The sequence below is a fragment of the Streptomyces sp. NPDC052721 genome, assembly GCF_040678315.1.
In the GTDB taxonomy this organism is placed as follows: domain Bacteria; phylum Actinomycetota; class Actinomycetes; order Streptomycetales; family Streptomycetaceae; genus Streptomyces.
Genome location: NZ_JBFATL010000023.1, coordinates 65,614 through 92,184, shown reverse-complemented (window position 1 = coordinate 92,184; position 26,571 = coordinate 65,614). Strand labels below are relative to the sequence as shown.

The following is a 26,571-nucleotide window of genomic DNA, read 5'->3' as shown; positions in this document are numbered from 1 at the left end:
TCCGATGCCGCCGCACCGCCCGCGATCCCGCAGGAGTCCTTCATGTCTCGCACCCCTCGTCTGCCCTCGGCCCTCCTCAGAGCCGCCGCGTGCACCGGCCTGGCAGCCCTCACCCTGACGGCCTGCGGATCCGGCTCCGGATCGGACACCGCCGGCTCCGGTTCGGGCAGCGTCAAGGTCGGTCTGATCACCAAGACCGACACCAACCCGTTCTTCGTGAAGATGAAGGAAGGCGCGGAGAAGGCCGCCAAGGCGGACGGCGTCCAACTGATGACCGCCGCGGGCAAGTTCGACGGGGACAACGCCGGTCAGGTCACCGCCATCGAGAACATGGTCGCCGCCGGGGTGAAGGGCATCCTGATCACCCCCAGCGATTCCAAGGCGATCGTGCCGGCGATCGAGAAGGCCAAGGCCAAGGGAGTCCTGGTCATCGCCCTGGACACCCCGACCGACCCGGAAAGCGCGGTCGACGCCCTCTTCGCCACCGACAACCTCAAGGCCGGTGAGCTGATCGGCGAGTACGCCAAGGCCGCCATGAAGGGCAAGCCCGCGAAGATAGCCACCCTGGACCTCGCGCCGGGCGTCTCCGTCGGCGTCCAGCGGCACAACGGTTTCCTCAAGGGCTTCGGCATCAAGGACGGCGACCCCTCCGTCGTCTGCTCCCAGGACACCGGAGGCGACCAGGCCAAGGGGCAGACCGCCATGGAGAACTGCCTCCAGAAGGAACCCGGCATCAACGTCGTCTACACGATCAACGAACCGGCCGCGCTGGGCGCGTACACCGCACTGAAGGCCAAGGGCCGGGAGAAGGACGTCCTCATCGTCTCCGTCGACGGCGGCTGCACCGGCACCCAGGCCGTCAAGGACGGCAAGATCGCGGCGACCTCGCAGCAGTACCCGCTGAAGATGGCCGCCGAAGGCGTCAAGGCCGTCGTGACGTACGCCAAGGACGGCAAGAAGGCGTCCGGTTACACCGACACCGGCGTCACCCTGATCACCGACAAGGCGCAGGACGGTGCCGCCTCCAAGGACACCGCCTACGGCCTGGACAACTGCTGGGGCTGAGCCGCTCCTGGCCCCCGACCCACCGTTCGACACCCCTGGTCGGGGCGGCCGACCCCCTCCCCGACCAGGGACGGCCGCCTCCTTCTCGCCTTGTCCTCCGACAAGGACTGACAAGGACTTCTGTCTTCCGACAAGGACTTCGCATGACCGCCACGTCCACGCCCCCGAGCACGTCCTCGCCGTACGCCGAGCTCAAAGCGCCGACCACGGCCCGCAGACTGCTCACGGCACCGACCACCGGCCCGCTGGTCGCCCTCCTCCTGGCCTGCGTCTTCTTCTCCTTCTCCACCGACCAGTTCCTCACCGGCGGCAACTTCTCGCTGATCGTGCAGCAGGTCATGGTCGTCGGCACCCTCGCCATCGGTCAGACCCTGATCATCCTCACCGCGGGCATCGACCTGTCGTGCGGTGCCGTGATGGCGTTCGGCAGCATCATGATCGCAAAGATGGCCGCCGAGGGCTCCCTGCCCCCGCTCCTCGCCATCGCGCTGGGCCTGGCCGTCTGCGCCGGCTTCGGGCTGCTCAACGGACTGCTGGTGCAGAAGATCCCGCTGCCTCCGTTCATCGTCACCCTCGGCATGCTCAACGTGGCGTTCGCACTGACCCACATCTACTCCGAGGAGCAGACGGTCACCAACCTGCCCGGCCCGCTGACAGCCCTCGGCCAGACCTTCCCGCTCGGCCACACCGACATCACCTACGGCTCCCTGGTCACGATCGCCCTGTTCCTCCTCCTCGCCTACGCGCTGAGCAGCACCAGCTGGGGCCGGCACGTCTACGCCCTGGGCAACAGCCAGGAAGCCGCGCGACTGAACGGCATCCGCACCTCCCGCCTGACCATCGGCATCTACACCGTCGCCGGCCTGCTGTACGGCATCGCAGCCCTGCTGCTCATCTCCCGCACCGGGGTCGGTGACCCCCAGGCCGGACAGACCGACAACCTCGACAGCATCACCGCCGTGGTGCTCGGCGGCACCAGCCTCTTCGGCGGACGCGGCTCGGTGCTGGGCACCTTCATCGGCGTCCTCATCGTCGGCGTCTTCCGCAACGGCCTGCAGCTGATGGGCGTCGCCTCCATCTACCAGACGCTGATCACCGGAGTCCTGGTGATCCTCGCGGTGACCGTCGACCAGATCTCCCGGAAGAAGGCCCGATGACCGCCACCTCCGCCCCCACCCCCGTCCTGCAGGCCCGCGGTCTGGTCAAGCGCTACGGCCATGTCACCGCCATCGACGGAGCCGACTTCGACCTGCTGCCCGGCGAGGTCCTCGCCGTCATCGGCGACAACGGCGCCGGAAAGACCAGCCTGATCAAGGCACTTACCGGTGCGCTGGTCCCCGACGCGGGCGAGATCCGGCTGGGTGGCAAGCCGATCCAGTTCTCCGGGCCGCAGAGCGCACGGGCCCACGGCATCGAGACGGTCTACCAGGACCTCGCCGTGGCCGCCTCCATGGACATCGCGTCCAACATGTTCCTCGGCCGGGAACTGCGCCGCCCCGGCGTCCTCGGCAATGTCTTCCGCATGCTCGACAAGAAGCGCATGCGCCAGGAGGCCGCCGAGCACATGGCCGACCTGAAGATCGGCCTGCGCTCGCTGACCCAGTCGGTCGAGACCCTTTCCGGCGGGCAGCGGCAGGCCGTCGCGGTCGCCCGTTCCGTCGCCTGGGCCCGCAGCGTCGTCGTCATGGACGAACCCACCGCCGCCCTCGGTGTCAAGGAGTCCGGCCAGGTCCTCGACCTCATCCGCCGCGTCCGGGACAAGGGCATGCCGGTCGTCCTGATCAGCCACAACATGCCCCACGTCTTCGAGATCGCCGACCGGATCCACGTCCACCGGCTGGGTCGGCGCGCTGCCGTGATCAAGCCCTCCGACTACTCCATGGCGGAGGTCGTCGCCATCATGACCGGCGCACTCACCGTGGACGCGGCCGGAGATACTGTCGTAGCGGATTCCGAAGCGGCGAAGGCCGCGGGAGTCCAGGCCACCTGACCACATCACTCGACGCTCGACGGAATCCGGCCGAGGCCGCGGCCGGAACCGACGAGCACAGGAGAGCGTTCCTCCATGGCAGCGAACCGCAGGCCCACCCTGGCCGACGTCGCCCGAGAAGTGGGCGTCAGCGCCAAGACCGTCTCCCGCGTCCTCAACGAGGACGGGCCCGCCTCGGCCCAGACCAGGGAACAGGTGCTCGCCGCCGTGGCCAAGCTCGGCTTCCAGCCGAACCTCATGGCACGCAACATCCGTGTCGGCGGACCCGACACCACCATCGGCCTGGTCATCCCCGACCTCGGCAACCCCTTCTTCGGAGCCGTGGCCCGCAGCATCGAGGACACCGTCCGCGACCGCGGACTGACCCTGCTCATGGGCTCCTCCGCAGACGACCCCGACCGCGAACGCGCCCTGACGGACAAGTTCCTCGCCCGCCGCGTCAGCATCCTCATGGTCGTGCCGTCCGTCGGCGCCGACCACTCCCACCTCAAGACCCACCGCGCCGCGGGCCTGCCCGTCGTCTTCCTCGACCGTCCGGGCGTGGGCCTGTCCACGGACAGCGTCGTCAGCTCCAACCGCGCGGGCGCCCACGACGGCGTCGCCCACTTGATCGCCCACGGCCACCGCCGCATCGGCTTCGTCGGCGACCTCCCCACCAAGCTCTACACCCGGCGCGAGCGCCTGGCCGGATACCGCGCGGCCCTCCAGGAAGCCGACATCCCGTACGACCGCTCCCTGGTCACCGATGCCCACGACCAGCACGGGGCCTCCACCGCGACCTCCCGGCTCCTGAGCCTGGCGGATCCTCCCACCGCCCTGTTCGCCGGCAACAACATTGTCGCCCTGGGCATCATCACCGAACTCGCCCGCACCAAACGGAAGGACGTCGCCGTCATCGCCTTCGACGACGTGGAACTCGCCGAGGCACTCGAACCGGCCCTGACCGTCGTCGCACAAAACCCCGAAGAGATCGGCCGAACGGCGGCGACCACCGCCCTGGCCCGTCTGGACGGCGACCGCTCCCGCGCCCGCAGCATCACCGTTCCCACCCGCCTGATCGTCCGCGGTTCGGGGGAACGGCCCGCTCCGATGCCGTAGGAGGCATGACCAGGGAGGCGGTGTCCGGGCCTGGACCGACGGACTTGCTACAGGTCAGGGTGGCTCTGCCCCTCTTGCGAGGGGTTCATGGATGTGCCGGTTGAACGCTGGAGGCCGACCACCGCGGCGGCCTCGGCTCAACCGGTGCCGCCACTCAAGCCGCGCCCACTTCCAGCGCCGGGAGTGGGCGCGGCAAGCATCTGTCCGACGTCCGTTCCCTTCGCCTTGCGGCGACCACGGCTGGGCGGAATCGGTCGCAAGCGTGCCGCCGGATCACTCGCTCGCACCCCCACGCGAGGGCTCCACCTTCTCGACGGGGTTACGCACGCCTCGCGGAACGCGCCGAGCCCGTCATCGAAGCCGACGGCCGAGCCGGCGAACAATGCCGACCCGTCGGATGCCACGTGGATTTTGCCGCCGCCGCGCACGGCGTGGACGAGGCGGATACCCGGTCCGCCCGGCAGTTCCACGATGTTCGGACCGGATCGGTCGGGAACGTCGCGAACAGGCCGCGCCCCACCGCGACGAGCCGATCGGTACCGCCGGCCCTTGCCGGCTCGATCGATTCGATCCGGTAGCCCACGCGGTCGGCCGCCCCGGGGAGCGGCCGAAGGACGGCCGTTGATGCTTACCCGCCGCCTTGGACACCAGACCCCGCGGCCCCGGTAGGGCGCCCCTGGACCCGAGCGTGTGCACACACGGGCAAGTCCGGCCTTGATTTTGCTCTAGTGTCGTTCGTGTTCGTATTGGTTGTCGATGACGCTTTCCGGGATTTTTCCGTCCCCCTGCGATTTCGCGCCGGCGAGAAGCCGACTAGCTACCGGCTGATGGGCACAGCGCGTCAGACTCTCCTGGTCGGGTTCTACGACCAGGTCCTGAATCACTGAGCGAAAGAGATGTCATGTCCCGTTCCGAGAGTCCGACTGTCGTCCTGGTACACGGGGCGTTCGCCGACGCTTCCAGTTACGCCAGTGTCATTCCCGAGCTGCTGAAACGTGGCTTGAAGGTTGTCGCTCCGGCTGTGCCGAACCGCAGTCTGATCGGGGACGCCGCCTATGTCGCCTCGGTCATCCGTCAGATCGAGGGACCGGTGATCCTGGTCGGCCATTCCTACGGTGGTGCCGTCATCACGGTCGCCGGTGTGGAGGATAACGTCCGGGCGCTGGTTTATCTGTCCGGTTACGCTTTGGAGGAGGGTGAGAGTCTGGGGGAGCTGCAGGGGAAGTTCCCCGACTCCGATCTGGCGGCGGCCCTTGTCTACACGCCTTTCCCGATCGAGGGTTCGGACACGCCGGGCACCGACGTGTCGGTGGAGACCGACAAGTTCCCGGCCATCTTCGCCGCCGATGTCGACCCCGACCTGGCGGCCGTTCTGGCTGTGTCCCAGCGTCCGCTGGCCGCGCAGGCCTTCGCGGACGCCGCTCCGGCCGCGGCGTGGAAGACCAAGCCGTCCTGGGGCCTGGTCTCTTCTTCGGACCACACCATCAACCCTGATGTCGAGCGCTTCGGTTACAAGCGAGCCGGCATGACGACCATCGAGGTCGACTCCTCCCACCTCGTCATGCTCGCCCACCCTGAGCGCGTCGTGGCCCTGATCGAAGAGGCCATCGAGGCCACCACCAAGTAGCGCCGGGTCAGTCCGCACGCCATGGAAGGGGTGCAGGTGCGCGGCTCATGGCCGCGCACCATCAGCGCACACGTGTGAGCGGACAGAGGACTGAGAAACCGCAAACCGTGCACGTCCAGGAGTGCACGCCATGAAAGAAACACGCGACCCGCTCGCGTCGTGGGTCGACCCACTACCGGTCCTCGCCGATGATATTCCGCAGGCCGACCTCGATGCGCGGCGGGCGAGATCCGAACCGGAACGGGAGGAATAGACGGGCATGGGCAATTTCTCTCCTGGATTCCAGGGGCGCACGCATCGATTCGAGGATCGGCTGCCTCCGGGGCAGTATCCGACGGAATCGTTCCCCGTACTGTCCGCCGGCCCCTCCCCGCACGTGCCGACCGAGACGTGGTCGTTCACCGTCACCAGTGAGGACGGGCAGAGCCGGTCCTGGACCTGGGCGGACATGATGGCTCTGCCGCAGGAGGAGCCCACCGTCGACATCCACTGCGTCACGCGGTGGTCGAAGTTCGACACGACCTGGCGCGGCGTTTCCCTGGACGTCTTCCTCGACGAGGTCGAGACCGCCGCGGACTTCGTGGTCGCGGAGTCGTACGACGGTTACACCACGAACCTGCCGCTGGAGGACCTCACCGACGGCAAGGCGTGGCTCGCGCACACCTACGACGGCTATCCGCTGTCACCCGAACATGGCGGGCCCGCCCGACTGGTGATTCCGCACCTGTACTTCTGGAAGTCGGCCAAGTGGGTCAGGACGCTACGGCTGACGCTGCAGGACGAGCCGGGCTTCTGGGAGACGGCCGGCTACCACAACTACGGCGACCCCTGGCGCGAGCAGCGTCACTGGGACGACCAGTGAACGGCTGGCAGCCGGCCCGTCTCGTACGTCGTACGGACCTGACGGCGACCGGCCGCTCGCTCAGCTTCGCTGTGCCACGCTGGCCCGGGCACCTGCCGGGGCAGCATGTCGACGTACGGCTCACCGCTGACGACGGCTACCAGGCCGTACGCAGTTACTCCCTCGCCGGACCCCCGCGCGACGGCGCCATCGAGCTGGGCGTGCAGGCGGTAGCCGGCGGCGAAGTGTCGCCCTATCTCGCGGACACCCTGCCTCTCGGTGCGCAGGTCGAGGTCAAGGGGCCGCTGGGCGGCTGGTTCGTGTGGCGGCCCGAGAACCGCGAGCCCGTGCTGCTGATCGCCGGGGGATCCGGCATCGTCCCCCTCATGGCGATGCTCAGACAGCGGCAGGCGGCGGAGACGGACACCGCCTTCGCCCTGGTCTATTCCGTACGCGATCCCGACCAGATCTGGTACCGGGCGGAACTGGACCGCGACAGGACCGTCCGGACGCGCTATGTGTACACCCGGCGGGCGCCGGAGGGCGCAGACCGCCCGGCCGGACGCATCACCGCTCGCGATCTGGACGGCCTGCTCCCCCCTGACCGGACCCGCTGCTACGTCTGCGGTCCGACCGGCTTCGTCGAACATGTCGCCGGCCTGCTCATCGCCGCGGGGTATCCGGCCGACCACATCCGAACGGAACGCTTCGGCTGAGCCCATCGCCGTCCAGCCCTGATGTCCAGGAGTCCTTGTGCACCAGCATCCCCCTCGTCACCTCGACGGCAACGCACTGGCCGGACCGCTGTCGGAGGTCCTCGCCGTCGACCCCACCACGGCCCTGTGGCTCTGCCCCACCTGCCGTATCCCGTCGACGACGGCCCAACTCCACGTCTACGGACCCCAGCCGGGGCTGACCGCCCGCTGCCCGGGATGCTCCGCCATCGCCCTGAACCTGGTACGACAGCCCGAGCACCTGTGGCTCCAACTGGGAGGCAGTGGCGGCTCCTTTCGCTTCACCCTGCGGTGACCCGGCCTGCACAACCCATCGTGCTCTGGCGTACGGGGGGCCAGTCACCGCCGCCGACGTCGACCCCGTGGCCCAGCTGCGCGCCGCACTCGGCGATCGGCAACCCCCACCGCACCGGCGTCCAGAGCACGGTCGATCACGCAACCCCGCTCGCGGTCCTGCTGACCGGCGGCAACCGCAACGACGTCACCCAGCTGCTGCCCCTGCTCGACGCGGTGCCGCCGGTTGGCGGTCGGGTCGGTCGGCCCTCATCGCGTGGAAGTACCGCACCAACTCGCCCTGGCGGGACCTCCCCGACGAGCTCGGCTCGTTCCAGCGTCGGCGGCGGCCTCCCATCCACAGGTCGCCGGCTCCGGGAACAAGCCGTTGCGCCCAGACCGGGGAAGGCCGGGGCACCACGGCGGCGCATACCCGGAACAGCTCAAGCCAAGGCCAGGAGCTCCTCAGTCGGGAGCACGCCGGAGCATTCGGGTGACCGCGCGCCGCCGCAGGTGCTCGCGCCCAGGAGGCCGAGGCAGAGGTCTCTCGTGTTCACCAGGGAAGTTCAACTCGGCTGGAGCGAGCCGACTGGCCCCCCACCGCTGGACGACGTCGACAAAGCCGCGAACCCGAACCCATGGCGATCGGCTCGTTGCATCACCAGGCCCAGCCCTGGTTGGCTGATCCGTCACACTTGAACTGGGCGGCCTGTGCACCGTTGGCGGTGCTGGCGCCAGAAATGCCCAGGCACAGACCGCTCTTGCGGTTCTTCAGCGCGAAGTAGTCCCCGTCGTAGACGGTCCAGTCCACCGCCCAGTCCTGATTGAGGTCACTGGACCCGTTTGCGATGATGGCCGCCGCCCCGGCCGACGTGCTGGCACCGTCGATGCCGAGGTTTCTGCCGGCGGCGACGTTCTCGAACGTGTAGTAGCCGTCGAACGTGTAGATGTCCCACTGCTGCAAGGTGCTGGGACCGTCGTAGGTCTGTTGGGTGACCTTGGCGCCGTTGGCGGTGCTCGCAGCCTGCAGATACTTGCCGGACTTTAGGTTCTTCAGGTGCGAATACCCGGTCTTGATCTCGGACGACTTGGGGTCACTGCCCTGCGACGACTGCGCGTGAGCGATCACCGGACTGGCCACCGCCAGCAGCGCGCCGGTGAGGATGACGGGCAGTGCCCTTTTTATGTTTGTTGTGCGCATGGCAAGTTTCCTTACATGGGATTGTGTTGACATCGCTGGTAGTACTCAACCAACTGTGAGCGGCGGTTCGCTAGATCCATCGAGCAGTTGGGCTGGAAGTAACTACTCGATGAGGTACGCCGATTGTGTCCCCAGAGGCGTTGCTGCTGATCACCGCTCATCGGGTGGACCGGCTCCAGGGAGCGTTCCCCTGGCTTGTTCTTGTGGCCCGGATGGAAACCCCTCTGCACGAGCGCAGGTCCACTCCCGGCGACGCGAGGATCATGTGGGCCTGGATTTGAACTGCCCGGCCGGACGCTACGTACCAGTCACTGCGGGCGGCACCGTGCCGCCTGGCGTACTGCCAGGGAAACGGGTCGGCGGGCACGCGCCGGTCGCGGGTTGCATCGTGCGGCGTACCGCCGAGACGTTGGTGGTGTGGTACACGGTGCCTATAGAAAGGGTCGAACGATTTCAGTGGATTCGAGCCGTCCAGTCAGCAGTGCTCTCGATGAAGCCGCCCCGGCGGGACAGGAGGAGAGGACGAGCCGGACACGCGTCCGTCGGCAAGTACCGGGTCTGGATGGGCTCCGTGGACTCGCGGCACTGTATGTGGTCTTGTTCCACTGCTGGTTGTACACCTTCCCGGGCTATCCCGACAGTTCCGCGCCTGCGTGGCTAGACGGGCTGAAGTTCGGGCGCCTCGCCGTCGTCTTCTTCCTGGTGCTGTCCGGCTTCTCCCTGGCGATCTCCCCAGCGCGTCAGGACTGGCGGTCGGGTGGCGTCGGCGAGTTCCTGCGCCGGCGCGCCTGGCGGATCCTGCCTCCGTATTGGGCAGCGCTGGCCATGAGCCTGATCATTTCCTGGTTCGTGGTGTCGGCTTCGCACTACGGATCACCGACCGGCGCGTCAATCCTGGTGTACGGCCTCGTTGCCCAAGACATGTTCACCGCTCCCACACCGAACGGCGCGTTCTGGTCGATCGGAGTGGAGGCCGAACTCTATTTACTCTTCCCGCTCTTCCTCTTCGTGCGGCGGCGGTTGAGCGCGACGGTACTGATCGCCTGCGTGACACTACCGGTGATCGCCCGTGGGCTGATGGCGGCTGACGCATCTCCCGTGGAGGGCAACAACTGGCTCGCTCCACATCTCGCTCCCGTATTCGTTGCCGGCATGATCGGCGCAGGGGTGGTTGTCGCGTCGGAACGAGTCCAACGCCTGCCGTGGGCATGGTTCGCCGGACTGGCCGCTCTGCCCGTCCTGGCTCTCGGCCTCATCCAGGGTTCCGTCTGGACGGTGAACCACTACTTCTGGGTGGATCTCGCCATCGCTCCCGCCATGACGATGCTGCTCGCCGCGGTTGCCACCGGCAGGCCCGCCATCCTCGTGTGGCTCCTGACCACGCGCCCCATTCAGAGCCTCGGTAGCTTCTCCTACAGTCTCTACCTGATCCATCTGCCGATCGTCATGGCCGTGATTCGCCGAGTAGCCCCGCATTTCGTGTCGCCCGGTCTGCCCACATTCTGGTTCACGCTTGTCCTGGCCTTGCCGGTTTCGGTGCTCGGGGCGTGGCTGTTCTCCCAGATCTTCGAGATGCCCTTTAAGCAGAACAGATCCTGGAAGTCCTTGATTGCGCAAGGAAGTTCCCTCTGGTCCGGTAGGAGCACGAAAGACGGACAGCGGCTTTGCGAGTAACAACGGCCAACATAATGACCTGAGTTGTCGGTGGGTGATCAGGCAGCAGGCGAGTGCGAGGAAGGCTTCGTGGATGTCGGCTCGTCGTTCCCAGCGGATGGGGAGCCACGTGGTCGTAGCCGCGGTCGGCGAAGAGCGAGTCCGGCTTGCGGCGGGGCCGACCGACCCGACCGCGAACCGGTGGGACCGCGTCGAGCAGAGGCAGCAACTGGGTGACGTCGTTGCGGTTGCCGCCGGTCAGCAGGACCGCGAGCGGGGTTGCGTGCCCGTCGGTGATCAGACGGTGCTTTGAGCCGGCCCGGCCCCGGTCGACCGGCGAGGGGCGTGGCCGTCCGGCTACCGCCGACTCAGCCCCCGCTACGAATGCAATCCCCGCAATTACCTGGCCTTTCTTGGCCTCGCCGCAGCCCTCTGCTGCTACAAGCGCCTCGTCCGCCTCACCACATAGGACACGGCCCAAGACCGGGCGGCGTCCCCCCTGTCCGACGCCTTCCACCCCGGGCCGGGCCGCTGGCGGGATGCCTCCCGCCGGCCCCACCCCATCCGCCTGACCGACACCCCTGCGGCGGACCCAGGACCCCGTACCGCCCAGCGAATGACAGCCGTGCGCGGCTCAGGAAACCGCCGCGGAATCGTCCGGCGCACCGGCGCCGGACGGTCTGGATGGTCCAGGCGGTGGCACGGGCGCCGCCGCCCGCGGCCCCCGGTGACGCCCAGCGCCCGGGAGCAGAGCGCGCGGCCCGCATGGCTGTGTCACCTTGGCCCGGACAGACGGATGACGCGCGAGCCCCGACCACGGGAGGCGTTATGGTGAGGGATCCTGCCCGGCAAGGGGGTCCGGACCACGGGACGGCACACGCGGGGCGGCCGGGACGCAGGCGCTTTCTCCGAGCGTGCGCCGGCCTCGGGATGGCCTCGGTGACGGCCGCGGCCTGCGACGCGGCCACTCCCGCGCGCGGGCACCACCGGACGACCCTCTCCCACCGGCCGGAAACGGAACGGGACCGGCCGGGGACACCCGATTGGCGTATCACGTCCCGGGGTCCTGCCCAAGCCGTCGCCGGCTACGCGGACCGGGTGAGCGTGACGCCGGGCGAGGAGTGCGGCCTGTACGTCTCGACGACCGCGTCGTCCTTCCGGGTCTCGGCCTTCCGCGTCGGCTGGTACGGCGGCAGCCAGGCCCGCCTCGTGTGGTCGTCCGAGCGCATACGCGGGCGCGTCCAGCCGGAACCCCGCTTCCTGCCGGAGACCCGCACCGTGCGCGCGCAGTGGCCGCGCACGCTCACCTTCGGCACGGCCGGGTGGCCGGAGGGCGCGTATCTGCTGCGGCTGGAGGCGGACAGCGGCCACCAGCGCTACATCCCGCTGATCGTGCGCTCCACGCAGGGCACCGGCCGAACCGTCCTGATCCACGCCCCGGCCACCTGGCAGGCCTACAACCGGTGGGGCGGCTACAGCCTCTACGCCGGTGCCTCCGGCGCGTACGCCACCCGTTCCCTGGCCGTCAGCTTCGACCGGCCCTACGACGCCGACGGCGCGGAGAAGTTCATGGTGTACGAACGGGCGGCGGTGGTGCTGGCGGAACGGCTCGGCATACCCCTCGCCTACACCACCGGAACCGATGTACACCGCGACCCGGAGGTCCTGCACGGCGCTGCCACAGTCGTCTGCCTCGGGCACGACGAGTACTGGACCCCACAGCAGCGCCGCAATGTCACCAAGGCCCGCGACACCGGCACCAACGTGCTCTTCCTCGGCGCCAACACCTGCTTCCGCCGGGTCCGCCTCGAGCAGGGGCACACGCAGCCGGACCGTACGGTGGTCTGTTACAAGTCCTCCGCCCAGGACGACCCCTTCTACACCACCCAGCCCGCCCTGGTGACCACCGACTTCCGCCAGGCCCCGGCACCGGACCCCGAGTCCTCCCTCACCGGAGTGCTCTACGAGGGCTACCCGACGGACGCGCCGTACGTCGTCCACGCGGCGGACCACTGGCTCTACGAAGGAACGGGCGTACGGCCCGGCGACGGCTTCGACCACCTGGTCGGCGTCGAATACGACCGGGTCACACCTGCTGCCCCCGTCCCCGAGCCGCTGGAGATAACGGCCCACTCTCCCCTGGTGTGCGGTGGCCGCCGCAGCCACAGCGACTCGGCCTACTACACGGCTGCCAGCGGCGCGGGCGTGTTCGCCACCGGCACCATGCGCTGGGTGGAGGCCCTCATGGCCGGCACCCCCGACGGTGGCCGCGACCACGGAATGGATGCCCGTACCCGCACCTTCGTGACCCGCACCACGGAGAACGCCCTACGAGCCTTCGCGCAGGGCCCCGCCGCCCATCACCGCCCGGCAGCCCGCCCGAACGTCAGCGAGCTGTACAAGACCCCGGCATGAGGCGGCATCCGCGGAACCCTGCCCTGCGACTCGTAGGGACCCACGACGGAAAGATCCGGGGAGGCAACGCGCAGGACCGCGACCCCTGCCCACGGGCCCGGCGTCAGCCGGCACTCGGGATCCCGCCCTCAGTCGCGACTGAAGGCGTAGGCGCGCTCCACCCGCGCGACTTCCACGCTGTACGAGGAGTACCAGCGTTCACGTCCGAGCCGCTGCGCCTCGAGATGTTGGGGGTGAGCCTTCCATGCCGCTATCGACGCCTCGTCGGCGTAGTAGATGACGACGAGGTCCCGGCCGTCCTCGTCCGTCAGTGACTCGCGGCCGAGATAGCCGGGCTGCATCTCACCGAGTTCGGCCATGCGCTCGCTCATCGCCGCGTAGCCCTCGAGATCCGCGGCCGGCCGGGTGGTGATGATCACTGCGTAATACGGCGGTTCGGGACGGACGAACGAGGTGGTCATGCGAGAAGCCCTCCACAGTAAGGCGCATATGAAGCCCAGGCTACTGACATGATCGTTCGGTGGCTACGGCCTCGGGAACCGGCTCGGACGACGGCTGCCACTCCCGCCTGAGCAGCCCGTAGACCCACGAGTCGGAGACGTCGCCGTTGACGACGCAGTCCTCCCGCAACGTCCCCTCACGCACGAAGCCGAGCTTCTCCAGCACGCGGGCAGAAGCCACATTGCGCGTATCGACCTCGGCTTGGACGCGGTTCAGGTCCAGCGTGTCGAACGCCCACCCCAGCAGAGCGCGCGCGGCCTCGGTCGCGTAGCCCTGGCCCCACGCCGCATCGTCGTAGCAGTAGCCGAGCGACGCGCTGCGGAAGTCCGGATTCCAACTGCTCAGGGTGCACCAGCCGATGAACGCCCCGTCGGAGACACGATCCACGGCCGACCGTACCCCGGTGCCCTCCTGTTCCATCCGCCGGCAAGCAGTGATGAACTTCTCGGCGCGCGAGCGTTCGGTCCACGGTGGCGAGTCCCAGTAACGCAGGATGTGGGCGCTGCTCTGCAGTGCGAAGAGGTCGTCCGCATCCGCGTCTTCGAAGGCACGCAGTCGAAGGCGAGCGGTGTGCAACGAGGGGGTGGGCAGCGACGCCCTCATGTTCCCTCCCTGGTCGGTGGCCGACCCATCAGACATCCGACGCGGGTCACTCGCAACGGGTTTTCCCGGCGGGCCGGCAGACGTGTCCGCTCCGCTCATCGGCGCGACGGAGCTGATCTGCCGGTAGGCCGGATGGTCCGGCAGCTTCGCGGCCGGCGGCACGGGCAGTGGCGGATCGGGCAGCTCCAGCAGCGTCTTGCGAGTGATCCGGATCTCCTCGGCGGCGGTGTCGAACCCGTCCAGCAGTGCGGTCGGCTCCGCGGTGCTCTCCGCGGCCCCTTCGGCCTGCTCGGCGATCTCCCGGTCCCGCTCCTCCAGCCGCGCCGGCCGCGCCCCCAACGTCAGCTCCCCGCCGGTCATGCTCCGCGCCAGGCGGGCGTGGAGGTGCCGGTGGGCATCTTCGACATCCGGTCGCTCATCGCCCGGTACCCCCGGGACCCGGCCGGGCGGGCCGGTGCTCGTGGTCGCGTACCAGCCCGCGGTGGAGCATCAAGATCCCGTTCGTCTGCTGACCGATCCACCGCTTGTGCCGGGGCACGGACCCCGTCCCGGCCGGGCTGCGCTCGACGACTTCCACCCGCACCCGGTGTGCGAGAACCCGCCGGGCGGGCGGTGACCCGCGGCGATCCCGTAGCTCCGTCCGCTGCCGGCGAACGGGCGGCGCGTTACGGGGGCGGCGCCGGGCAGGCCCCGCGGCGCACCGGTCGCGGACACCCTGAACGGGGCGATGAAGGGCGGGGCCCGCGACGTCACGCCGCGGTCCGGGCAGGCCGTGGTGTGCGAGCCCGCGCGGCAGCGCCGGCTCCTCGGCCGGACAGCGCGTCGCACCGCCGTACGGCGCTCACCAGCAGGTCCGGTGGGTACGGACCCCGGGTGGTGCCGCCGCGCACGCCGGGGGGCCCGGACGGGCGGGGCCTGCCTGGCCCGGCCGAGGCGGTACCACCCACGCCGGCGGCGCCGCGCGGCCGGCACCCCGGCCCGCGGCTCAGGGACGCGCCTCCACCGGTTCGAGGTGCGGTTCCAGGGCGCCGGCGACCTTGTGGCACAGCTCGACGAACATCGCCCGCTCACCCGGGCTCAGTGCGGCCTCCACGATGCGGGCGTTCTCACGCCGTTGCTCGGCGACGCGGGTGAGGAAGGCCTCGCCGGCCGGTGTGAGCGAGGTGGTGAGTTCACGCCGGTCCTCGCCGAGCGTCCGCTGGCCGACCAGCTCCAGGTCCTTGAGGACGCGCAGTGCCTTGGACGTGGTCGCCCGTGACACCCCCAGCGAGGCACTCAGCACCGAGGGAGTCATGGGGCCGCGGATGCGCAACAGCTCCAGGACGTCGTACTGCTGCCAGGTGACGCCTTCCGGATTCGAGCGAGTGCGGCGGGCGACCAGGATGCACTGCAAGTGGGAAAGCGCGTCCTCGAGTTCGCCTGGCACGGCCGAGGTCTCGGAGGCGCTTCGTGGGCTGTCGGTTCGGGTCATCAACGCCCTCGGATGATCAGGTCGGGGACGAGGCGCCATGGCCGGCTCGGGGCGGGAGCGGGCCGACGGCGACCTCCTATTGGTTACCCATTATCAACGATCCGGGGGTGGCAGCGTCTACCGCTCCACTCGGTGAGGCGATCCCTCGCGCAACAGTTATTTCCATGGGGAAAACATCTGTTCGATGATCTCTGGTGAGCGCCATCGAGACCGGACGCGCGCCGCGCGGCGCTCCGGCTCCTCCCATCGGGCGGACTGATTTATTCCGGTTAACCAGTGGTTGACGCATCGTCAGTAACTCGTTTGCTTTGCCCACGGTGAACAGGTGGCTGAAAACGCGCTCCCCGGCGCCAGGGTTCGCCGTGCCGGTCATGGGTCCGGCGGCGGCGACGGCTGCGAAATTCCCTCTGTTCGGGGCCGGTAGCCCAGGCATGGGCGCGAAGAGCGGGGGTAGTGGCAGCTCCGGCGTGGGCGGTGCGCCGGTCCGGAGCCTCAAGATCGGGGTTGACACGCCGAAGAGCACCGACCTAACGTGATTTCCGAACAGCAACCATCACCTTTCGGTTGATTTGTGCTTATTCCTTGAAAAGCCGGTCACTGGACGTCGGATGTGCTCCTCGCTGTGGACGCCCCGTGGCCATCCGCCAGCGAGGCAAGGAGCACGTGTGCTCACGGAGAATGCATCAGGCGAGGCGCGATCCGCTGTTCCCCTGACCCTCACCGAGGGTTTCGACCGCGTGGTGCGGACCGCCGGTCACCAGGTCGCTCTCGTCTCCGGCACGGAGACCGTGACCTACCGGCAACTGAACGAGCGCGCCGAGCGCGTGGCCCGCGGGCTGGGCGCCCGCAAGGTGGTGCCCGGTGACCGGGTCGGCGTGTATCTGCGCCGGTCTCCCGACCTCTACGCGGTCATGCTCGGCGTCCTCAAGGCGGGCGCCTGCGTGGTGCCGGTCAACCCGGACCACCCTGCGCCGTTCGTCTCCCGCGTGGTGGCCGAATCAGCGCCCCGTGCCGTCGTGCACGATGCGGGAACACCGGGCGTCGCGGCCGGTGTTCCCGGCGCACCGCTGTGGATACCGGTCGAGGAGCTCACCACGGCCGCGGAACCGGACGACGGCGCCGCGCTGCCCGCCGTGTCCGATCCGGACGGCACCGCGTTCCTGATGTTCACCTCCGGATCCACCGGCCGGCCGAAGGGCGTCCGCATCGCCCACCGCGGGCTGGCCCGACTCGGTCCGTACAGCGGGGACCTGCGCATGGGCCCGCAGGACTGCCTGGTCCAGTCCGCGGCGTTCTCCTTCGCCGCGTCCACCATCGAGATCTGGCTCGCCTTCCTGCACGGCGCACGACTCGTCGTGATGCCCCAGGGGCTGCCCAGCCTCCCGGCCCTGAAGGACGCCATCGTCCGGCACGGCGTCACCGCGCTGTCGCTGCCCTGCGGTCTGTTCAACCTCCTGGTGGACGAGGAGCCGGAATGCCTGCGGGGCCTCAGGACGATCCTGCTCAGCGGCGACTTTCCGTCGCCGGAGCACCTCAGCCGCGCGGCACGGTCGACGCGCGCGGTCATCTACAACGGCTACGGCTGCACCGAGAACTCCTCCATCACCGCCCTGTACCCCATCCACGGTGCCGGGGACGTCACCCGCGAGAACCGGGTGCCGGTGGGCCGCCCCCTGCCCGGGGTCACCCTGGAGGTACTTGACGACTCGCTGCGGCCCTGCCCGCCCGGAACGCCCGGACAGCTCGTCATCGGCGGGCTCGGACTCGCCCAGGGCTATGTGAACGACCCGGAACTCACGGACCGCAAGTTCGTCACCGGGCCGGACGGACGGCCGCGCTACCTGACCGGTGACCTGGCCCGCGCCACCGAGGACGGTGACATCGTCCTCATCGGCCGCGCCGACAGCATGGTCAAGATCCGCGGCTACCGCGTCGAACTGACCGCGGTGACCCTCGCCCTGCGCGCTCTCGACGGGATCGGCGACGCCGTGGTCAAGGCGTTCCCGGAGGGCGCCGGGGAGAAGTCGCTCACCGCCTTCTACACCACGGTCGACGGACGGCCGCTGGACGGCGCCGACCTGGCACGCCGCCTGGGAGACCAACTGCCCTCCTACATGGTCCCCTCCGCGTTCCACCACCTCGGCGACCTGCCGAGAAACGCGAACGGAAAGATCGACCAGTCCGCCCTCACGGACCCGTCGGACACCTCCCGCAACCCGAAGAAAGGCCACACAGCCATGCAGAACCCGCTCGAGACCGTCGTACTCCAGGCGTGGAAGGACATCTCCGGCGCCGAGGACTTCACCACCACCGACTCCTTCCTCGGCCACGGCGGGAACTCCCTGCACTTCGTCCAGCTCGCCTCCAGGCTGCAGAAGATCTTCGGTGTGGAGGTCAGCACCGAGGACGTCTTCCGGCACGGCACGGTGGAGCAGCTGGCGCGCTTCGTCGAGCAGTCACGGGACACCGGGCGCAACCCCGCCGCACAGACCCAGTAGGCGTTATCCGGCTGCGGCCGTGCGGCGCCCGTCGCCGGCGGCCGGGGCATCTCTGCAGAGGACAACGACCGGTGAACTCCCCCCTCCGAACCGCCGTACTCGACCTTGCGCGGACCACCCTCGGCAGCGCCGACCTCACCGCGCACGAACCGTTAGCCGACCGGTGCGCACACCCGGCCCTGCTCGACGACCTCGCCACCACGCTGACCGCCGTCTTCGCGGTCGAGATGACCGGCGCGGAGCTGGCGGCCGGTGCCACCGTCGCCGACGTGGCCGCGCGACTGGACGACCGGCGCGGCGCCCCCCGGATCCCGGAACTGCGCGCCGGGCTCGCCCCCCGCGACGGCCGGGCGGTGGAAGCGTCCTTCGGGCAGAGCGGCATCTGGCTGATCGACCAGTACCTGCCCAACCCCGCCGCCTACAACGGCCCCTTCTTCGTCCGGCTGCCGTTCTCAGCCAGTCCCGACCGCCTGCACGCGGCCGTGCGCGGAATGCTGCGCCGCCAGGAGGTCCTGCGCACCACCTACGCCCTGAGCGACGGCACGCTCCGGCAGAACGTCTCGCAGGACGACGACGCGGTCGTCTTCGAGGTCGCCCGCTACGGCGACGACAAGGAACTCGACGCCCTCGTCCACCGGGTGGCCAATCTCCGCCTCGATCTGGCCCGCGGGCCGGTCATCGCCGTGACGTGCGCGCTCGGTCCCGCGGACCGGTCGGCCGTCATCTGCAACATCCACCACATCGCCTCCGACGCCGCCTCCGCCGGTGTCTTCCTGCGGGAACTCCTCGACGCCTACGACCGCCTCGGCCGCGGTCTGCCCGTCGAGGCCGACCCGCTGCGGCCCACCTACGGGGACTTCAGCCAGTGGTACCGGGAGCTGATGAACCACGAGGCCCTCACCCGCTCCCTCGACCACTTCGCCGCCCGGCTCGCCGGGGAACTCCCGGTGCTCGACCTGCCCACCGACCGGCCCCGCCCCCCGGTGAAACGACACCGGGGCGGCACCGTCCCGTTGCACGTGCCGGCCGCCGCGGCCGACGACTTCGAGGCGCTCGCCCGGGCCGAGGGGGTGACCCTGTTCATGGCCCTCGTCGCCGCGTACGCGGTCTTCCTCTCCCGCCACACCGGTCAGCGGCGCGTGCTGATCGGCAGCCCCGTCTCGCTCCGCGACGACCCGGCCACCCACGAGCTGATCGGCTACTTCGTCAACCTGATCGTCCTTCAGCAGGAGATCGACGACCGGATGACCGTCCGGGACGTGCTCCGCCGGGCGCGGGAGGAGGTGAGCGAGGCGCTGCGGCACAAGTGGGCGCCCTTCGACAAGGTTGTCGAGCGTCTGCAGCCGCCGCGCAGCAGCGGCTACACCCCGCTCGTGCAGACCATGCTCGTGCTCACCCAGGGCGGCGCCGGACGGATCTCCCACGGCGACACGGAACTGCGCATCGAGCGCGGGGCCGCGCACGGCGCCAAGTACGACCTGTCCCTGGTCTTCGAGCGGGACGCCGAGGGCCTGCACGGCCTGATCGAGTACGACGCGGACCTCTTCGACGAGCCGACGGTACGGGCCATGGGCGACCGGCTACGGCACCTGATGGAGCAGTTCGTCCGGCGTCCCGACGCGTCCCTGCACGAACTGGAGGCGCTCGGTGCGCAGGAGCGGCGGTCGGTGCTGGTCCGCGGGGACCGGACCGCGCACGCCGTGCACGACGCACCCGTCATGGAACTGTTCGAGGCCCAGGCCCGGGCGACCCCCGACGCGGTGGCGCTGGAGGACGGCGACACCACCCTGTCGTACCGCGAACTCGACGAGCGCGCCAACCGGCTCGCCCACGTGCTGCGCGCGTCCGGCGCGGCGGCCGGCACCCGGGTCGGCATCTGCCTGCCGCGCTCCCACGACATGGTCGTCGCCCTGTTCGCCATCCTGAAGACCGGGGCGGCATACGTACCGCTCGACCCGTCCTATCCCAGGCGGCGGATCACCCACACGCTGCGCGACGCCGGGGTCTTCCTGACCGTGACGGACAGCTCACTGGCCCGGGAACTCCCCCCGGGAGAAGCGCTGTTCGTGCTGGACCGGCACGCCGAGCGGATCGCCGCGGCCCCCGCCACCGGCCTCGGCCGGGTGAAGACACCCGATGACGAGATCTACGTCGTGCACACCTCGGGCTCCACCGGCCTGCCCAAGGGGGTGGTCATCGCCGACCGGACCGTCGCCAACCTCGTGCGGGCCCAGCACCGTTGCTCGCCGGCCGGCGCGACCGGACGGACGCTCCAGTACATGTCGCTGTCGTTCGACGTGTCCGTGATGGAGATCCTCGGCACCCTGTGCGTCGGCGGCACCCTCGTTCTGGTCTCCGAGGAACTGCGCAGAGATCTGCACGCGCTCGCCGGATTCCTCGCCGAGCGGCGTGTCACCCGGGTGTACCTGCCCTACATCGCGCTGCAGCAGCTGGCCTCCCTGGCCACCGACGCCGGTGTGCGCCTGGGCGACCTGCGCGAGATCACCTCCGTCGGCGAGGCCCTCGTCGTCTCCCCGCAGATCCGGGAGTTCGCCACCCGTCACCCGGCGCTCCGGCTGGTGAACATGTACGGGCCGTCGGAAACCCACCTGGCCAGCTGGTACCCGCTCACCGGCTCGCCCGCGACCTGGCCCGACAGGCCGCCGATCGGCCGCCCGGTGGACGGCGTGCGGCTGGTGGTCCTGGACGCCCACATGCGGCTCGTCCCCCCCGGTGTCCCCGGCGAGCTGTACATCGGAGGGCCCGTGCTGTCCCCCGGATACCGCAACCGGCCCGACGAGACGGCCCGCCGGTTCCTCCCGGACCCCTTCGGCGGCCCGGCCGACCGGCTTTACCGCACCGGCGACCTGGTGCGCTGGAACAGCGAGGGCGACCTGGAGTACCTCGGCCGGACCGACGACCAGATCAAGATCCGCGGCTATCGGATCGAGCCCGCCGAGATCGAGGCCGCACTCGACGACCTGGACGGCGTCGCCTCCTGCGCGGTCGCCGCCGTGGACGTCGCCCCCGGCGACCGCCGACTCGTGGCCGTCCTGGAGACCTCCCGTACCTGGGAGACCGCGGAGCTGCGCCGCGCCGTGTCCGGCACGCTGCCCGACTACATGGTGCCCGCGCTGGTGGTCGCGGTGGAACACATGCCGACGACCCCGAGCGGGAAGATCGACCGCCGGGCCGTCGCCGGCCTGGCCGCGGCACAGGCGACCGCGGCACGGACCGCGCCCGCGCCACCCGTCCGGCCGCCCAGGCCGGGCCTGGAGCAGCGGATCGCGCGGGAGTGGGCGGATGTGCTGAAGGTGCCCGCCGTGGGCAGGGACGACGACTTCTTCTCCGTCGGAGGGAACTCGATCATCGCCACGGACCTGGTCTATCGGCTGCGCCGGGCGTTCGGCCAGGACCTCTCGCTGCGCGCCCTGCTGGAGAATCCGACGGTCGCGGGCATGGCCGCCCGGCTGCGCTCCGGCCCCGGCGCTCCCACCACCGCCCCCGCCGCGCTGCGGGAGGACGCCACACTTCCCGACGACCTGCCCGCCGTCACCGGCACCCCGGCACCGGTCGCCCGGGCCCGTGAGGTCCTGCTCACCGGCGCGACCGGATTCCTCGGGAGCTACCTGCTGCGGGAGCTGACCGGGACGGCCGGCGGCCGGGTGCACTGTCTGGTGCGGGCGGCGGACGAACGGGCCGGCATGGGGCGGCTGCGGGCCACCGCCGAGCGCTACCGGCTGGACGGGCAGATCGACTGGGACCGGGTGCGCGCCGTGCCCGGCGACCTGAGCCGGCCCGGGTTCGGCCTGCCCGGTGAGGAGTACGACGCGCTGGCCGGCACCGTCGACGTCGTCTACCACGCGGCCGCGCACATCAACTTCGTGCTGCCGTACGCCTCGGTGAAACCGACGAACGTGGACGGCTTCCGCCACGTGGTCCGTTTCGCCGCGACGGACCGGCCCAAGCATGTGCAGTACATGTCCACCATCGCCGTGTTCCCTCCGGACGAGGCGCCCGACGGCACGGTCCTCACCGAGGACGACGTGCCCGAGGCGTGCGAACGGCTGGGCATCGGCTACACCCAGAGCAAGTGGGTCGCCGAACGCATCGCTCTCGCGGCCCGCGCCCACGGCGTCCCGGTCACCATCCACCGCATCGGGCGCATCTCGGGCGACAGCGTCACAGGCGCCTGCCAGAGCGACGACTTCCTGTGGCGGCAGATCAAGAGCTTCATCGAACTCGGCTCGGCCCCGCCGGCCGAGGACCTCACCACCGATCTGCTGCCCGTCGACTTCGTCGCCCGCGCCGTCGTCGCCCTCTCCCGCCACCCCGCGGCCCACAACCGCACCCTGCACGTCTTCCACCCGAGCGGATCGGACTTCACCCCGGTCCACGCGGCCCTGCGCGCTAACGGCCACCGCCTGGAGATCGTCCCGGCCGACACCTGGCTGGCCCGGCTGGAGGAGTCCGCCCGGCGGCCCGGCGGCAACGCCCTGGCGGCAGCCGTGCCCCTCTTCCGCGAGGGCGCCCTGGAACTGGGCGACAACACCTACGGCAACGCCGCCACCACCCGCCTGCTGACGGACCTCGGACTGCCCTGGCCCGCCATCGACGAGCAGGCGATCACGCGGATGCTCCGCTACTTCCGCTCCGTCGGAGAACTGACCGGCGACTGAGGGGACTTCCGTGTCCCGGGCCTTCCCGGCAGCGCCGCGCAGCCGCCGGCGCCGATCCGACCATCCACCACCACGGCAATCGCCGAAGCGGTCGCCGGACACCGAAAGCACCAGCAGCCATGCCAACGAGCTCCTGCCCCGACACCGCATACGACACCCTCATACCCTCCGTCGTCGCGGCACTCCCGGCCGCACAGCAGCCGCAGTGGCCGGACCCCGGACGACTCGCCCTCGTCCACACCGAACTGGCCCGCGCGGATCCGCTGGTGACGTACGACAGCGTGCGTGCCCTGCGCCGGCTGCTGTCCCGCGCCGCCGAAGGCGAACTGTGCGTCCTGCAGGCCGGTGACTGCGCGGAGGACCCCGCCGAGTGCGGCCCGGACCCGCTGGCCCGCAAGGCCGAGATGCTGGACGTCCTCAGCGACATCGTGCGAACGGGCGCCGGACGGCCGGTCGTCCGGGTGGGCCGTGTCGCCGGGCAGTACGCCAAACCACGCTCCCAGCCGGAGGAGCTGCACGACGGCGTCCGGCTGCCGGTCTACCGCGGTCCCATGGTCAACGCCCCCCACCCCGACGCCGACGCGCGCCGGCCCGATCCCGCCCGCATCCTGAGCTGCTACCAGGCCGCCCGCCGGGCCGTGGAGTCCCTGGACCGGCTGGGCCGCGGCGAGGGGTCGCCCGCCGAGACCCGGGTGTGGACCAGCCACGAGGCACTGCTGCTCGACTACGAGCTGCCCCTCGTGCGCCGGCACCGCTCGGGCGGCAGCTACCTCGCCAGCACCCACTGGCCGTGGGTCGGCGAACGGACCCGGCAGCCGGACGGAGCCCACGTACGGCTGCTGGCGGAAGTGGACAACCCGGTGGCGTGCAAGATCGGCCCGACCACGACCGTGGAGGAGGTGCTCACCCTGTGCACCGCGCTGGACCCGGAGCGCTCACCGGGCCGGCTGTCCCTGGTCGCCCGGTTCGGCGCCTCCCGCGTCGACGCTCTGGCGCCCCTGGTGCGCGCGGTACGGCGGGCCGGTCACCCGGTGCTGTGGCTGTGCGACCCGATGCACGGCAACGGGGAACGCACCGCGCACGGGCTGAAGACACGCCGGCTCAGCGCCGTCATGGCGGAGATCAGCCGGTTCGTGGACATCGTCTCCGCCGAGGGAGGCCGCAGCGCCGGCCTGCACCTGGAGGCCTCACCGGACGACATCGTCGAGTGCACCGGCGCCGGATTCACCCCGGCCCCCGGGCCGGCCTACCGCACGCTGTGCGATCCCCGCCTGAACCTGGTCCAGGCCGTCGCGGCGACCGCCTACTGGCGGCTGCCGGCCCTGGAGGCCGCCGCATGAGCGAGACCGCGCAGAACGCGCGCGGCCCGGCCGCCCTGCTGCCCCCGCCGGGCACCCCCTTCGCCGTCCTGCACCGGCCGGGTGCCGGGCATCCGGGCACCGTGGACGTCGTCAGCGGACCACTCCGCACCGCCGCCACCCTCGCCGAGCTGAGCCTCGACGACGAGCCCGCCCCGGCCTGCCACGGTCCCGGACCGGCGCACAGGGTCCTTGCCCTGGTGCCCCACCGGCAGATCGCCGAACGAGGCTTCGCGGCTCCCGACGACGGCACCCCGCTGCTGGCCATGGACATCGACACCCAGCACACGGTGCCGCTGGAGCGGATGCTGGCACTCCTGCCCGACCGCGAACTGCACGTCGAGGAAACCGGGTTCGACCTCGACGACGACCGGTACGCGGCCGGCGTCGACGCGCTCACCCGCCAGGAGATCCAGCGAGGGCAGGGCGCGAACTTCGTCCTCGCCCGCAGCCTGCACGGCCGGATCCGCGACTTCGACCGGACCCGGGCCCTGGCCGCACTGCGGCGGCTGCTGATCACGGAGAGCGGCGCCTACTGGACCTACCTGGTCTGCACCGGCGACCGGTACCTGATCGGCAGTTCCCCCGAGCAGCACGTACGGGTGGCCGGCTCGCGGGTGTCGATGAACCCGATCAGCGGCACCTACCGCTACCCCGAGGGGGGCCGCCCCGACCGCGAAAGCCTGCTCCGGTTCCTCGCCGACCCCAAGGAGATCCACGAGCTGTACATGGTGGTGGACGAGGAACTGAAGATGATGACCGAACTGTGCGGTTCCCGCGTGCGCGTGTCGGGCCCCACGCTCGCGTGGATGTCGCGTCTCGCCCACACGCAGTACCACCTGCACGGCGAGTCCCCGCTGCCCCTGACCGACATCCTGCGCGGGACACTGCCCGCGCCCACGGTGACGGGCAGCCCGGTGGAGAACGCCTGCCGGGTCATCGCCCGCCACGAACCGGGAGGCCGGGGCTACTACAGCGGTGTGCTCGCGCTGGCCGGCCAGGAAGGGGGACGGCGCGCCCTGGACGCGGTCATCGTGCTGCGCACCGCCGACATCACCGCGGACGGATCCGTGCGGCTGACCACCGGCGCGACCGTGGTGCGTGACTCGGTGCCCCGCGAGGAGGCGGCGGAGACCACGGCGAAGGCCGCGGGGCTCCTCACCGCGCTGACCCGCGGCCCGGCCGGCCGGTCCCCGGCCGCGGCGCCCGCGGCACCGGACGGCTCCCTGGGAGCCGATCCGGCGGTGCGTTCGGCGCTGCGCTCCCGCAACGACGGCATCGCCGCCTTCTGGCTCGACGGCGGGGCGCGCCTGCCGGCGCCCTCGCCTCACGGACCGCGGGTGGCGGTGATCGACGCGGAGGACCGGTTCACCAGCATGCTCGCGCAGCAGCTCCGCGCGGTGGGCTGCCACGTCACCCTCCACCCCTGGTGGTCGGTCCCGGAGGCAGCCGACGACCCCGGCACCGTGCTGCTTCTGGGGCCGGGGCCCGGCGACCCACGGGACGTGGCCGACCCGCGGGTGGCACGGCTGCGCTCCCTGGCCGGCCGCCGGCTCGCCCGGCGGTTGCCGCTGGCCGCGGTGTGCCTCGGCCACCAGGCCGTCTGCGGGGTGCTGGGCCTGCCCCTGGTCCGGCTCGCACGGCCCCGCCAGGGCGCCCGGATGCGGGTCGGCCTGTGGGGACGCGACCGGTACGTCGGCTTCTACAACAGCTTCACCGCGCGCTCCGACACCGATCGCCGCCCGCTGCCCGGCCGGGACGCCACGGCCCGGGTGTGGCGCCGGGACGGGGGAGACGTGGTCGCGCTGGACGGCCCGGGGCTGGCCACCGTCCAGTTCCACGCCGAGTCGCTGCTCACCGAGGACGGCCCGGACATCCTGCGCGAACTGGTGGACCGGGCGGCCCGGACCGGGCGGCGCACCGAGGTCCTGATGTCCCGCCCGGCCAAGGAGCACGCGTGAACCCGCCCCGGACCGCAATCGCCGTGGCCGGCGCCGCCCTCGACCCCCGGGAGCTGCGCCGGACCATGGGGCACTTCGCAACCGGCGTCACCGTGGTGACCTGCCGGCGCGGCGACCGGCTGCACGGGGCGACGGTGAACTCCTTCACCTCGGTGTCGCTCGATCCGCCGCTCGCCCTGGTCGCCCTGGACCGCCGCACCCGCGCCGCGGGCCTCCTGGACGACGGCCCGTTCGTCGTCAACCTGCTCGGCGAACACCAGCAGGACCTGGCCCTGCACTTCGCCGGCGGCTCGCCGGCCGCTTCCGTGCCGTGGGTGGACGGCGACGGCGACCGGCCCCGGCTGGCGGGGACCCTCGGGCACCTGGTGTGCCGCCCCTGGCGCACCTACGACGGAGGCGACCACACGCTGCACGTCGGCCGTGTCGAGGAGTTCGCCGCCGGAGGGGGACGGCCGCTGCTCTTCTACCGGGGCGTCTTCCCCCGTCTCATGCCGGACGGAGGAGACCCGGAGGGACCCGCGGAGGTGTGGTCGCTCTGCCTGGACGGCCCAGGACCGGCCACGGATCAGTTCGTCACCGATCACGAGACACGGAAGTAGGGAC

The 26,571-nt window shown here is 70.7% G+C and carries 19 protein-coding genes and 3 pseudogenes; 17 read left to right on the top strand and 5 right to left on the bottom strand.

Annotation, left to right across the window (positions count from 1 at the left end):
* Positions 1-42: 42 nt before the first annotated feature.
* From AB0L21_RS22310 to AB0L21_RS22270, 9 genes and pseudogenes are all read left to right on the top strand, one after another.
* Positions 43-1,065, top strand: coding sequence for a sugar ABC transporter substrate-binding protein (locus AB0L21_RS22310; protein ID WP_365708114.1), 1,023 nt, complete (start codon positions 43-45; stop codon positions 1,063-1,065).
* Positions 1,066-1,208: 143 nt separating this feature from the next.
* A complete protein-coding gene (locus AB0L21_RS22305) occupies positions 1,209-2,222 on the top strand; it encodes an ABC transporter permease (protein WP_365708112.1) in 1,014 nt (337 codons plus the stop codon).
* Positions 2,219-3,055: an ATP-binding cassette domain-containing protein gene (locus tag AB0L21_RS22300; RefSeq protein ID WP_365708110.1), complete on the top strand. Its 837-nt coding sequence runs from the start codon at positions 2,219-2,221 to the stop codon at positions 3,053-3,055. The genes AB0L21_RS22305 and AB0L21_RS22300 overlap by 4 nt, the downstream gene beginning before the upstream one ends.
* 75 nt (positions 3,056-3,130) lie before the next feature.
* Positions 3,131-4,153, top strand: a complete 1,023-nt coding sequence (locus AB0L21_RS22295) for a LacI family DNA-binding transcriptional regulator (protein ID WP_365785901.1) — start codon at positions 3,131-3,133, stop codon at positions 4,151-4,153.
* A 901-nt stretch (positions 4,154-5,054) separates the two neighbouring features.
* A complete protein-coding gene (locus tag AB0L21_RS22290) occupies positions 5,055-5,780 on the top strand; it encodes an alpha/beta hydrolase (RefSeq protein WP_365708106.1) in 726 nt (241 codons plus the stop codon).
* A 259-nt stretch (positions 5,781-6,039) separates the two neighbouring features.
* Positions 6,040-6,642 (top strand): sulfite oxidase-like oxidoreductase, encoded by a 603-nt coding sequence (locus AB0L21_RS22285; protein ID WP_365708104.1) that lies wholly within the window; start codon positions 6,040-6,042, stop codon positions 6,640-6,642.
* Positions 6,639-7,337, top strand: coding sequence for a ferredoxin reductase (locus AB0L21_RS22280; RefSeq protein ID WP_365785898.1), 699 nt, complete (start codon positions 6,639-6,641; stop codon positions 7,335-7,337). Before AB0L21_RS22285 ends, AB0L21_RS22280 begins: the two co-directional genes overlap by 4 nt.
* A gap of 37 nt (positions 7,338-7,374) precedes the next feature.
* Entirely contained in the window at positions 7,375-7,650 is a 276-nt protein-coding gene (locus AB0L21_RS22275; RefSeq protein WP_365708101.1) for a DUF6510 family protein, read from the top strand.
* A 146-nt stretch (positions 7,651-7,796) separates the two neighbouring features.
* Positions 7,797-7,898, top strand: a pseudogene (locus tag AB0L21_RS22270) (IS5/IS1182 family transposase); the annotation flags it as partial.
* Between the two features lie 388 nt (positions 7,899-8,286).
* Here AB0L21_RS22270 and AB0L21_RS22265 read toward each other — a convergent pair.
* Positions 8,287-8,829 carry an RICIN domain-containing protein gene (locus AB0L21_RS22265; protein ID WP_365708099.1) on the bottom strand — a complete coding sequence of 181 codons (543 nt, stop codon included), beginning with the start codon at positions 8,827-8,829 and terminating at the stop codon, positions 8,287-8,289.
* A 558-nt stretch (positions 8,830-9,387) separates the two neighbouring features.
* On the opposite strand from AB0L21_RS22265, the gene AB0L21_RS22260 reads away from it, so the two are divergent.
* Positions 9,388-10,503: an acyltransferase gene (locus AB0L21_RS22260; protein WP_365708120.1), complete on the top strand. Its 1,116-nt coding sequence runs from the start codon at positions 9,388-9,390 to the stop codon at positions 10,501-10,503.
* Between the two features lie 36 nt (positions 10,504-10,539).
* Here AB0L21_RS22260 and AB0L21_RS22255 read toward each other — a convergent pair.
* Positions 10,540-10,825: pseudogene (locus AB0L21_RS22255) on the bottom strand (transposase); the annotation flags it as partial.
* Here AB0L21_RS22255 and AB0L21_RS22250 point away from each other — a divergent pair.
* Together AB0L21_RS22250 and AB0L21_RS22245 are read left to right on the top strand one after the other, a co-directional pair.
* A pseudogene (locus AB0L21_RS22250) lies at positions 10,811-10,951 on the top strand (IS5/IS1182 family transposase); the annotation flags it as partial. The pseudogenes AB0L21_RS22255 and AB0L21_RS22250 overlap by 15 nt on opposite strands.
* Positions 10,952-11,580: 629 nt before the next feature.
* Positions 11,581-12,897, top strand: coding sequence for a N,N-dimethylformamidase beta subunit family domain-containing protein (locus tag AB0L21_RS22245; protein WP_365708097.1), 1,317 nt, complete (start codon positions 11,581-11,583; stop codon positions 12,895-12,897).
* A 128-nt stretch (positions 12,898-13,025) separates the two neighbouring features.
* Here AB0L21_RS22245 and AB0L21_RS22240 read toward each other — a convergent pair whose 3' ends face one another.
* The 3 genes from AB0L21_RS22240 to AB0L21_RS22230 form a co-directional block, all read right to left on the bottom strand.
* On the bottom strand, positions 13,026-13,358 hold the full coding sequence (locus AB0L21_RS22240) for an antibiotic biosynthesis monooxygenase (RefSeq protein WP_365785896.1): 333 nt from the start codon (positions 13,356-13,358) through the stop codon (positions 13,026-13,028).
* 40 nt (positions 13,359-13,398) lie between these two features.
* A complete protein-coding gene (locus AB0L21_RS22235) occupies positions 13,399-14,001 on the bottom strand; it encodes a GNAT family protein (RefSeq protein ID WP_365708118.1) in 603 nt (200 codons plus the stop codon).
* Positions 14,002-14,986: 985 nt separating this feature from the next.
* On the bottom strand, positions 14,987-15,427 hold the full coding sequence (locus AB0L21_RS22230; protein ID WP_365708091.1) for a MarR family transcriptional regulator: 441 nt from the start codon (positions 15,425-15,427) through the stop codon (positions 14,987-14,989).
* 710 nt (positions 15,428-16,137) lie between these two features.
* On the opposite strand from AB0L21_RS22230, the gene AB0L21_RS22225 reads away from it, so the two are divergent.
* The 5 genes from AB0L21_RS22225 (at position 16,138) to AB0L21_RS22205 (ending at position 26,567) form a co-directional block, all read left to right on the top strand.
* A complete protein-coding gene (locus tag AB0L21_RS22225) occupies positions 16,138-17,970 on the top strand; it encodes a non-ribosomal peptide synthetase (RefSeq protein ID WP_365785894.1) in 1,833 nt (610 codons plus the stop codon).
* A 71-nt stretch (positions 17,971-18,041) separates the two neighbouring features.
* Positions 18,042-22,649, top strand: a complete 4,608-nt coding sequence (locus AB0L21_RS22220; RefSeq protein ID WP_365785892.1) for an amino acid adenylation domain-containing protein — start codon at positions 18,042-18,044, stop codon at positions 22,647-22,649.
* A gap of 119 nt (positions 22,650-22,768) precedes the next feature.
* Positions 22,769-23,989, top strand: coding sequence for a 3-deoxy-7-phosphoheptulonate synthase (locus AB0L21_RS22215; protein WP_365708085.1), 1,221 nt, complete (start codon positions 22,769-22,771; stop codon positions 23,987-23,989).
* Positions 23,986-25,968, top strand: coding sequence for an anthranilate synthase family protein (locus AB0L21_RS22210; RefSeq protein ID WP_365785890.1), 1,983 nt, complete (start codon positions 23,986-23,988; stop codon positions 25,966-25,968). The genes AB0L21_RS22215 and AB0L21_RS22210 overlap by 4 nt, the downstream gene beginning before the upstream one ends.
* On the top strand, positions 25,965-26,567 hold the full coding sequence (locus tag AB0L21_RS22205) for a flavin reductase family protein (protein ID WP_365785888.1): 603 nt from the start codon (positions 25,965-25,967) through the stop codon (positions 26,565-26,567). Before AB0L21_RS22210 ends, AB0L21_RS22205 begins: the two co-directional genes overlap by 4 nt.
* Positions 26,568-26,571 lie beyond the last annotated feature (4 nt).